This window comes from Streptomyces sp. NPDC002306, assembly GCF_053593435.1.
In genome coordinates this window covers 1-10,641 of sequence record NZ_JBSFCK010000087.1, presented here as the reverse complement: position 1 = coordinate 10,641, position 10,641 = coordinate 1, and the positions used below count along the sequence as shown (strand labels likewise).

Sequence of the window (10,641 nt, the reverse complement as noted above, 5' to 3'; positions counted from 1 at the left end):
GCATTGCCGCTACCGGCCGCGAACATCTCACCCGCATCCAGACGGATCTGCTCGCGAAACGCCCTCCGCTCGGCAGTCAGCCCACCACCCTGCGCCTACCTCATGACCGTGGGGTACCGCGACAATCACGACCAGTCAGCACCCCACGACATCACGCATTACAAGTCAGTAGTAAGGCCCCCTGTTGCAGTATTGGCGCTGTGCGTCGCCATGTAGTCGTACCCGAACTTTTCAGCCAGATCGCGTTATGAGCGGTTCGAGTCGATATATAATCACGGGGACTTTGAATCAACCCTGCGCGCGAGGGTGGTGCGATGCTGATGGAGGAATACCCATTTAACTGGTGTCTCCTTCTGGAGGATGTTACTGATGCGGTAGTGGTTGATTTCCCGGTCTCCTGCCGGGTGGGAAAGGGTGACGTGAGCGGTAGTGATGAGCAGGACGGTATCGGCTGCTAGGTCGCATGCGCGTTCCAATTCTATCGTCCAGGAGAAAATCGCGCCGGAAGCCACAGCGTCCAAGAGGGCGATGAAGCTCTCCCGTACAGCACTGAGCGGCAGGGGGACGCCCTCAACGATTTCGATGAAACTCGCATCAACATGAGGCTGGATGTCCCGAGTGAAGTCGAAGCGGCCTTGGTTGATGGATTCAGTGACGCATTGAGTTATTCTCTGATAGACAGAGAAGGCTTCTCGTGATGCGTGGGAAATATTCTCACGGGTAGAAATTGCATCATCATCATCATCGGAAGCGGAGTGGATCTGCTGCTTCGCGGCGAGAGTGCGCATTTCGCTATGCTCTGGATTTAGAAGGCTGCCGTTTTGTGGGGCGGACCAGTGAATTTGTAGAATGCGCCATGAGTCTTCTTCCTTTTCCAGGGAAAGCGTTAGGCGGAGTCCGATGAGGCAGACGTCACGTCCGGATATTTTTCCATGGTAGTCGGTGATCAAAGTAGCGCAGGCTGTGGTTTCCCGAGCGAGGGTGCGGCAGTGGAAATCGGTGATGCGGATTCGGGTTTCACTGATGACCGAGAACTGATTAGTAAGCGAGGTTCGGAAAGCGCTCCAGCCGAAGAAGTGGAGGTCTTTATGGGTGCCCAGAACCACGAGGTCTTCGCTATTATTTATGATCCGGCTCAGTGTGTCTAGGTTGCGGTTTTCATAGGCTTTCAAGAATTGAAGACACACACCCTTGATTTCTTGGATGCTCATCGATCTGTTCCCTTGAGTGCGGTGGGCTTAGCGGCGAGCGCCGCCTGGATTTGGATAGTCATGGGGCTGAGGATGCGCTGGTCACCGATCTCTTGGAAGTGCGGGTTGTGATCGTTGATGGCTCTTTCGACGGAGCGGCGCCAGCGGACAGTGTGGGTGAGTTGCGCGATGAGCTCGGCGGGGATGCCGCGGTGTTGGTGGGGCTGGTCGGTGGTATTGGCAAGGACCGGGATGGCTGGTTCTTTGCACGTGATAGCGGACAAGGCGGCGCGCAGTGAGTCGGCGGCGGGGTGCATGTAGCGAGAGTGGAAGGGGCCGCTGACATTGAGCCTACGAGCCGCGCGGGCTCCGTGAGCCAGCAGAAGAGGGGTGAGCCGGTCCAGTTCAGACTCTGGGCCAGCCAGGGTATGACTGAGGGGGGTATTGGCTGCGGCCAGATCAATGTGTTGGAAGTCGTCTGTGGTTAGGAGTTCCCGAAGACGTTGTTCAGAAAGGCCAGTGATGGCGAGCATGCCGCCTCCGCGGATGCGGGCCATTGCGGCGCCACGGGCTGCGACCAGTCTCAAGCCATCGCCAAAGCTCAGGACTCCAGCTGTCTCAAGAGCGTTATACTCGCCCAGGCTGTGCCCCAGAGCGAGGCCGGGTCGGTTTCGAGTTCTTTCGTAGTGCTGTCGGGCAGCGAGGGCGTTGACAACGTAGATAGCTGGTTGGGCGTAGGCGGTGTTGATGAGCGGTCGACGCGGGTCACCAGCACATAGTCGTTCTATGGAATATCCGAGGATGTCGTCGGCTTCGCGTACCAGTTCTGGGTAAAGGGTGAGCAGGTCGTATCCCATGCCTGCGTACTGAGTGCCTTGACCAGCGAAGAGCCAGGCTTCCGGGCGGTATTTGGCGCTGGATACGGCTGGCTGATTGAGCGCAGATATCGCTGCTCGGAGGCCGTGTCCGGCGGGTGTATGCGTGAGAGCGTGGTCGTAAGCGATTGCAAGTGCAGGGAGGTGTTCTTCGTGGAACATGCTGAAGTGGTTGCCTGGCACGATGGTGAGGTGTAGGTCACCCGTGAGGTAAGGGCGCCAGTCGTCGGCAGAGACGGATTTGGTGGGCAGGGCGGCCAGACTGGACGGGAGCGGTTCGGCGGCAGTGAGAAGGTGAACCTGCCCACTGAAAGGCCGGGGACGGTGATTGCTCAGGGCGTGGGCGCTGGTTCGCCAGACCTCGTAGAGGTTACGTAGTTCTCGGAGGGTGGCGGATGTCCAGTTCGGCTGACGCACCAATTCAATGGCTTCGTCTGGCGTACCGGGCCGATTAAGTGCAGGGCCAGGCTGGTGTAGACCAAGAGTCGTTGCGAGCAGGGCAGGGAAAGCAGTGAGGAATTCCTCGTCGCTGAAGGTAATAGCATGGGCTTGCGGGGGCAGGGTGTCGAAGAGGAGCACCTTCTCGACTTCTTCGCCGGCCTCAATAAGCTGATTCGCCATCTCGAGTGACACCATGCCGCCGAGTGAGTATCCGCCGATGCGGTAGGGGCCGTGTGGGGTAACCGTACGGATCAGAGCGATGTAATGCTGAGCCATTTCCTCGATGGAGGTCAGCGACGGAGTGAGATGGGACGGATAGGAGAGGGCGTAAAGCGGGCTGGGATCGGTACTGTGGGAAGCCAGTTGGTGAGCGAAGAGCGTGGTCCCACCCGAAGGATGGACAAGAAACACTTCCTGGCCGCGTGTTCCGTCTTTTATGAGGTGTAAACTGTCTGTCTTCGAAGGGGAGACGGGATGTTCGGAGGTCGCCCAGTCGGCCAGTCGGCGGGGAGTCCCTAGCCGGGTGAACTGGGCAAGCGTCAGTCGCAGGTCCAGTTGCCTGTTCAGGCTGGCGACCAGCGAGAGTGCGCTGAGAGATTCGCCGCCGAGGGCGGAAAAGTCGTCATCTGGACCGACGCAGTCGATGCCCAAGTGGGTGTTGAAAATCTGAGCAATGATCGACGCAGTGCTAGTCATACTGCTTTGCTGTTGAGGTATGTCCTGACTAAATTTCGACGATGCCGTGGGCGCGTCAATCCAATGACGTTCCCGGTGAAACCGTGTCCCCGGAATCCGGATCTTCTGGGCCGCGCTTACCTCCCCGACGGGTACGGCCGCAACCGGCGCCCCACTATGCCAAGCATAGGTACGTGGATCTTCCGCGCGATGGTGTTCTCCGGCTGCCAGCGCCCGCAGATTGGTGACTGCTTCGTGCAGTGTTGTGGCAGTGACAGCAGCGCGCTGGGATAGCGGCTCGCGTCCGACAGACAGGGTATAAGCGAGGTCATCGAGTCGGATGGTGGGATTGTTCTCTAGATAGAGTGCCAGGTCACTTGCGGTATCCGCCAGACGCTTTTCTTCCGGGGCTGACAGCAGCAGCAGGTATCCTTTCTTGGCCGATTGTTCCACCCTGCTTGGAACAGACGGGGGTGCGGTGAGGACACAGTGAGCGTTGGTGCCGCCGACTCCCAGGGACGTCAGCGCGGCAGCACGCAGCGGCTGGCCGGGGTGATGGACGCGGGTGTGGATGGTGAACGGTGTCTTGTCCAGGCCGAGTTCCGGGTTGGGTTGGGTGAAGTTAATCTGCGGGGGGATGGTTTGGTGGCGCAGCACGAGTGCCACCTTGATCAGGCTGGTGATGCCGGCAGCGGCGTCCAGATGGCCGATGTTCGCTTTGATGCTGCCCAGCGCGCATCCCCGTGGACCAGGGGTGGCGCCATAAGCTTGGCCCAGGGCCGCGACCTCGATGGGGTCGCCGAGGAAGGTGCCGGTGCCGTGCGCCTCGACATAACCGATGGCCGAGGCCGGAACACCCGAGGCGGCCAGAGCCGCTTGGATCACCTCCACCTGCCCAGCCACGCTTGGGGCTGTATAGCTGGCCTTGAACGAGCCGTCATTATTAACAGCGCTGCCGGCGATGACGGCGTAGATGTGGTCATGGTCGGCCAACGCCTGCTCCAGGCGTTTTAGAACCACCACACCACAACCGCTGCCGCGCACCATGCCCGAAGCCGAAGCGTCGAAGGGCCGACAGTGTCCGTCCGCGGAGAAGGTGCCGCCGTGTTGATGGAGATAGCCTGCTGTCTGAGGGGTGAAGATGCTCACTCCTCCAGCCACCGCAACTTTGCACTGCCCCGACAGCACAGAAGCCCTGGCCAGGTCCACTGCGACCAGCGAGCTGGAACATGCTGATTGGACCGTCATACTGGGGCCGCGTAGACCGAGCCGGTAGGACACCCGGGTGGCCAGGAAATCCTTGTCATTGCCGAGTAACACCGGGTAACTGTAGGCCTGGCCGCGGTACTTGGCTGAGGGCAGGATATGGTGCATCAGATAAGAGCTCAGACTACTGCTGCCGAAAACACCGATGCTGCCCTCGCAGGAGGCTGCCGGTGCACCAGCGTCTTCCAGCGCCGCCCAGACGCACTCCAGGAAGAAGCGGTGCTGGGGGTCCATTAGTCGAGCCTCGGCGGGCGTGATTCCGAAGAAGGCCGCGTCGAAATCCTCGATACCGGCCAGATCGGCGGCGAACGGCCTGTAGTTAGAGTCCTTGATGTGATGGGCGGCTACGCCAGCGGCTTCAAGTTCCGCATCGGTGAACCGCCGCACCGCCTCTCTGCCGTCCAGGAGCATCGACCATAAGCTGTCAATGTTGTCGGCGCCAGGGAAACGGCCTGCCATACCAATGACTGCCACTGCATCAGAATCGTGTTGCGTGCCGATCATGCGGAATCTCCTCTTTGCTCGTTTACTCGAGCTTGCAGGGTGCGCAGATGGGCACTGTAGGTACGCACGGTTGGGTAAGTGAACAGGTCGATCATCCGCAAAGAAAGGGCGGGGTAGCGTTCGATGATCTGCTGATGGATACGGATCACATGGAGGGAGGCGCCGCCGATGTCGAATAGTCGCTCATCAAGATCGATGGCATCAGCCATAACCGCGCTGCGCCAAATCGTCGCAACTTCCTCTTCCAGACGTCCACCAGTTTGTGCTGGGGACACCGCCGGAGCTTGGGGTGCGGGCAGGCTAGTGCGGTCGATCTTTCCGTTGCCGGTGAGTGGGAATCGTTTCAGCGCAACATATGCGCGGGGCACCATATAGGAAGGGAGACGAGTAGCTGCCAACGTGGTGAGCTCCTCAGAGGAAACCTGCCTACCCGGGGTGGTGATGTAGTAGGCGGCCAGGTAGGGGAGTCCTCCTGGCTGATCCTCGCGCCGCATGACATGCACGTCGCCCACGTCAGGATGGGCGTGCAGGACGGCTTCGATTTCGCCGGGCTCGACACGATAGCCGTGCAGCTTGATCTGCTGGTCGATGCGGCCGTGGAAGGCAAGCGTGCCGTCAGGTAGCCAGCGCACCAAGTCTCCGGTCCGGTACAGCAGCTCGCCCGGATGCTCTGGGTCAGGCACGAACTGCTTGGCGGTCAGCTCCGGCCGGTTCAGGTACCCCGGTGACAGTCCCGGACCCCCTAGATATAGCTCCCCGGGCACTCCGATGGGTACCGGCCTTCCATGATCATCCATAATCCGCGCCCGCGTATTAGGGGTGGGCCGGCCGATGGGAACAGCCTCGGAGATTTGATCAGCGGCGGTGAGTACGTGACAGGTGGCGTAGACAGTGGCCTCGGTCGGACCGTAGCCATTGATCAGCCGCAGACCCGGATGGTGTTGCAGTGCTGTCATCGCATGGGATGGGCTCAGGGCTTCCCCCCCTACCACTACTGTGCGTAGGCCGCGCAGCGACTCAGGTGCGTGCTCGACCTGCCGGTGGAATAGCGCTGTCGCCATATTGGCATGCGTGACCTTGCGATCGCGGATCAATCTCGCGATCTGTTCCACCGTCACCGGCCCTGGCGGTGCTACGACCAACTGCGCGCCGTTGCAAAGGGTGACCCACACCTCGAACGTGGTGAGATCAAAGGAGACAGACGTGGAGTGCAGGAACCGTGTCTCCGTATCGACCTGGGCATAATCGGCGCCAGTGATCAGGTCGATGACGCTGTCGTGACGGATGGGCACGCCCTTGGGGCTGCCGGTGGAGCCGGAAGTGTAGATGACGTAAGCGATGTCTTTGCCGTTGGCGGAGACGACAGGCGACTGAGCGGGGTAAGCGGCGATGGCGGCGCGGCTACGGTCGAGGAGTTCGGGAGTGAGGGTGAGGACGAGTCCGGCGTCATCGGTCATGAAAGCCAGTCGATCTCGAGGGTAAGCCGGGTCCAAGGGGACGTAAGCGGCACCGGTCTTGAGGATGGCCAGGAAAGCCACCACCGCGTCGATGCCCCGGGGCACGTGCACTCCGACGCGGGTTTCGGGATCGGCGCCACGGTCGGCGAGGTAGTGGGCGAGCCGGTTGGCGCGGGTGGCCAATTGGGCATAGGTCAATGCCTCATCGTCGCTTACGAGGGCTATTGCGCCGGGGGTCTTCTCCGCCCAGTGGTCCACCAGTTGGTGCACGCCTAGCTGGGTTGGAAAGCCACGGACCGGTCCGTCGAAACCGCCGCACACCTCGGCGCGTTCGACCGCAGGTAGCAGCTCAAGTTGCCCGACAGGGGCGTCAGGCGTGGTCGTGACGGACTGGAGCAGGATACGAAGGTGGTTAAGCAAGCGATCGATGGTGGCGGACTGGTAAAGATCCGTTCGGTACTCGGCATTGATGCACAACCCATCGCCACCAGTGTCGGGGATGAGTGCCAGGGTCAGGTCGTACTTGGAAATTCCTAGATCGTGGTACTCAAAGGCTGCGTGGAGTTGATCATCGAGAGCGAAGGCATGCGTATAGACGTCTTCGGGAACTAAAGCGACCTGTACTAGCGGGTTCAAAGAGTCGGTTTCGATCCCACAGGCTTGCACCAGGACGGGGAAAGGTAACTCTTGGTGGGCGTAAGCTTCCAGTACGGTGCTACGCACCCGTGCCAGTAAATCGGTGAACCGTTCTTCTTGCTGGATGCGGGTGCGTAGCGGCAAGATGTTGATGAAGTAGCCGACCGCGCGCTCGAAGTCGGGGTGGGTGCGACCGGAAACTGGGGTCCCCACTACGACGTCGTCGATGCTGCTGTGGCGGGCTAGCAGCACCTGGAAAGCGGCCAGTAAGACCATGTAGCGGGTCGTTCCAGTCGCCCGGGCCACTTCGTCGATGCGGCTGGTCAGTTCGCCAGACAGGCGAGCTCGGGCCAGTGCCCCTTGCCCGCTGGGGTGCTCGGGGCGGGACAGATCAGTGGGCAGAAGTAGTTGCCGGGGAACGTCGGCCAGTTGCTTGCGCCAGTAGGCAATTTTCTCCTCGAATTTGCCCTGCTCAAGCTGTTCATGCTGCCAAGCGGCGAAGTCGGCGAACTGTACCCGCAGCGGCTCCAACACTGGCCGCTCGCCAGCGGCCAGTGTCCGGTATACCATAGCGAGTTCCTGGAACATGATGTTCGCGGACCAGCCGTCCACCGCCGTATGATGCATAGCCAACACCAGCAGATGATCCTGCTCAGTCGCCCGAATCAGCTGCGCCCGCACATGCGGACTCCTGGCCAGGTCGAAGGGCCGTGCGGCCCAGCGCACCGCCTGGCCCAGCGCCTTTTCTCGTTCACTGTCATCGTCCAGGCTGGTCAGATCGACCTCTGCCAGCACCACCTCATCTACTGACCGGATCCGCTGGATTAGGTACTTGTCGTCAGGGACTAGCGCAGTGCGCAGTGGCTCGTGCCTGGCCACCAGCCATTCGATACACTGCCGCAGCACCCCCACGTGCAGAGGACCGCGCAGTCGCAGCGGCAGGATCTCGCTGTAGACGGCGTTTCCTGGATAGGTCTGGTCATGGAACCATAACCCCCGCTGCCCGGCAGTAGCCGGTAGTTTCCCGTCTCGCCCGACTCGGGGAATAGGTGCGAGATTTAGCGCAGTGCCAGGCTGCGCCGTGATGTGTTCGATAAGCTTGGCCAAACCAGCGATGGTGCCTTCGGGCAGTAGTGTCGACAGTGGCAACTGGACCCCAAACTGGTTCCCTATTGCAGACGCGATGCGCATCGCGGCCAGTGAATTCCCGCCCGCCGCGATGAAGCCGTCATGGACCGACACTTCTTCGACAGCGAGAATTTCCTGCCATAAAGCAACCAGGATCTCCTCCACCGCTGACCGTGGGGCCACCACCGGCCCCAGCCCTGCATCCCGCACCAGGGACGGAACCGGCAGCGCCGCAACATTCACTTTGCCATTAGCGGTCAGCGGTAGTGCACTCAGCAACTGGAAGACCGTCGGCATCATATACGCCGGAAGCTTGCAGGCCAGGTGGCTGCGCAGTTGCTCTATGGCCACTTGTTGGCCCTTACTTAGGGTGACGTAAGCGGCCAGATAAGGCTGCCCCGGCCGGTCTTCCCGCTTGGTCACCAATGCGCGCGCCACCGCTGTGTGACTTCGTAGCATCGCCTCTATCTCACCGAGTTCGATCCGAAGACCGTGCAGCTTGACCTGGTTATCTGCCCGTCCACAGAAGACCAGGTTGCCATCCGGCTGCCACCGTACTAGGTCACCTGTCCGGTACAACCGCAGCTCCGCATCTTGCGGATCTGAAATGAACCGCTCAGCCGTCAACTCTGGCCGGTGTAGATACCCCCGCGCCAGACCAGGGCCTCCCACGAATAACTCGCCCACTTCTCCCAAAGGAACTGTCCGCAAGTCCGCGTCCAGCACCCGAAGTCGCACATTCGCCGCTGGCCGGCCGATCGGCACCGGATCGGTTAGCCCTTCAGGGCCTTTCAGTACATGGTAAGTGCAGTAGACAGTGACCTCGGTGGGACCGTAGAGGTTGACTAGCCGCAAGTCAGGATTGGTCCGGCATACTACCGTCGCATGGTCTGCGCTGAGGGCCTCCCCGCCCACGGCCACTGTCTGCAAGCCAGCGAAGGACTCTGGAGCTTCTTCGGCTTGCCGATGGAATAGTGCTGTGGGGAGCATCGCATGTGTGACACCTCCTTGGAGCAAGTTGGTCAGCTCTGTGCTGCTTAACGGGCCGTCCTTTGCGATAACTAGTTGGCCGCCCTGTAGGAGGGTCGACCAGATCTCCAGCACGGCAGCGTCAAATGAGATCGATGATGCATGCAGGAAGCGACTTGTGCGGTCTACTTGCATACAATTGACACTCATCGCCATGTCGACAATACTGCGGTGGCAGACTTCGATTCCTTTGGGTTTGCCGGTCGAGCCGGACGTATAGATCACGTAAGCGATGTCACTGCCCAGAGCGGCTTCAGCGGATGAGTCACAAGAGAGTGAAACCGCTGTCCCAACTATTTCCTTCAAGAAGCCCGGTGTTACGGTGAGTGCCAACTCGGCATCTTCGGACATAAATGCCAATCGGTCCGGCGGATAGTTGGGATCAAGTGGCACATAGGCGCATCCCGCTTTGAGTATCGCCAGGAATGCCGTTATCGCATCAATGCCGCGCGGCAAGCGCACCCCCACACGAGAACTAGGACTCGCCCCTCGCTCTTTGAGAAAATGCGCTAGCTGGCTTGCCTGCCACGACAGTTCGGCATAAGTAAGCGACTTACTTTCGTCCGTTACCGCCACTGCATCCGGAGTCTGCTTGGCCCACTGCTCCACGAAGCCATGCACTGTCATATCGGCCGAGAAGTTTTGAGTCCCTCCTTCTTGCCCTGCAGGAAAGAGGGGCTCAGCATCTGTGATGGAATGAGAATTAGGTAACATGAATACTAGCCTCGAAATTTAGCGGAACCTATTGCCGTCCTGAAGCTCTCGACCTCAGTCGACAAACGGGGACGTTAGCATAAACGACTGCAGAGTGATCGGCTTCTGGATACTACTCTATGTGCTCTATTTTCTGGCAAGGTTGAGATGCTGTGTGCGCAAGCCGCATAACCCGCCAAAATGCACACCTGGCATGTGATAGGAGTAGTCAATGCTCTTTTCTGACGCCTTCTTTGCGTGCTCTCAATTGGCCATTCAGGACTTTGGTAGTCACATGACGTCCAGTTCGTGGTCATCCGAGGCCGAGGGCTGCGAGTGTTGAGGTGGAGGCTGGACGCGGTGTTTTTGCTCTGACCGTGCGGAAGGCTCCGATGGCGAGGTTGCATCAGGTGGCCATCGCGGGGCGCGTTACCGGTGCGCAGTTCGGAGGCGTCCTTCGGCGAAGGTGGTGTCGCGGACATGGCGCGGGCCGCGATCTTCCAGAGTCGCGGACGAGTTCGGCGAAATGGGACGGGGGCATGCTCGGTGGTCAGGGGTAGTACCGGTGTGGACCGTCTTGCCGGCAGGGTCACGCCCACGGGTGAAGTTGGGTTCTGGATCACTTTTGGTGCAGGTCTGACGTAGGGTCACTGTCGCGGGTTTTGTGGCAGGTGGGTCAGCGGGCGAGGAGGATGCGCTTGCGCAGGAGGTCGAGGCCGGCCCGGCCGAACATCTGCCGCTTCAGCA

At 60.3% G+C, this 10,641-nt stretch carries 3 protein-coding genes; all 3 read right to left on the bottom strand.

Annotation, left to right across the window (positions count from 1 at the left end; all coding sequences use genetic code 11):
* Positions 1-272 precede the first annotated feature (272 nt).
* The 3 genes from ACWCQK_RS41095 to ACWCQK_RS41085 are packed head-to-tail and all read right to left on the bottom strand — an operon-like array spanning position 273 to position 9,810.
* Complete coding sequence (locus ACWCQK_RS41095) at positions 273-1,211, bottom strand: nuclear transport factor 2 family protein (RefSeq protein ID WP_451164255.1); 939 nt, start codon at positions 1,209-1,211, stop codon at positions 273-275.
* Positions 1,208-4,951 carry a beta-ketoacyl synthase N-terminal-like domain-containing protein gene (locus tag ACWCQK_RS41090; protein ID WP_451164253.1) on the bottom strand — a complete coding sequence of 1,248 codons (3,744 nt, stop codon included), beginning with the start codon at positions 4,949-4,951 and terminating at the stop codon, positions 1,208-1,210. Before ACWCQK_RS41090 ends, ACWCQK_RS41095 begins: the two co-directional genes overlap by 4 nt.
* The gene (locus ACWCQK_RS41085) at positions 4,948-9,810 is read right to left on the bottom strand and encodes an amino acid adenylation domain-containing protein (protein ID WP_451164251.1); all 4,863 of its coding nucleotides are present in this window, start codon (positions 9,808-9,810) and stop codon (positions 4,948-4,950) included. The genes ACWCQK_RS41090 and ACWCQK_RS41085 overlap by 4 nt, the downstream gene beginning before the upstream one ends.
* Positions 9,811-10,641 lie beyond the last annotated feature (831 nt).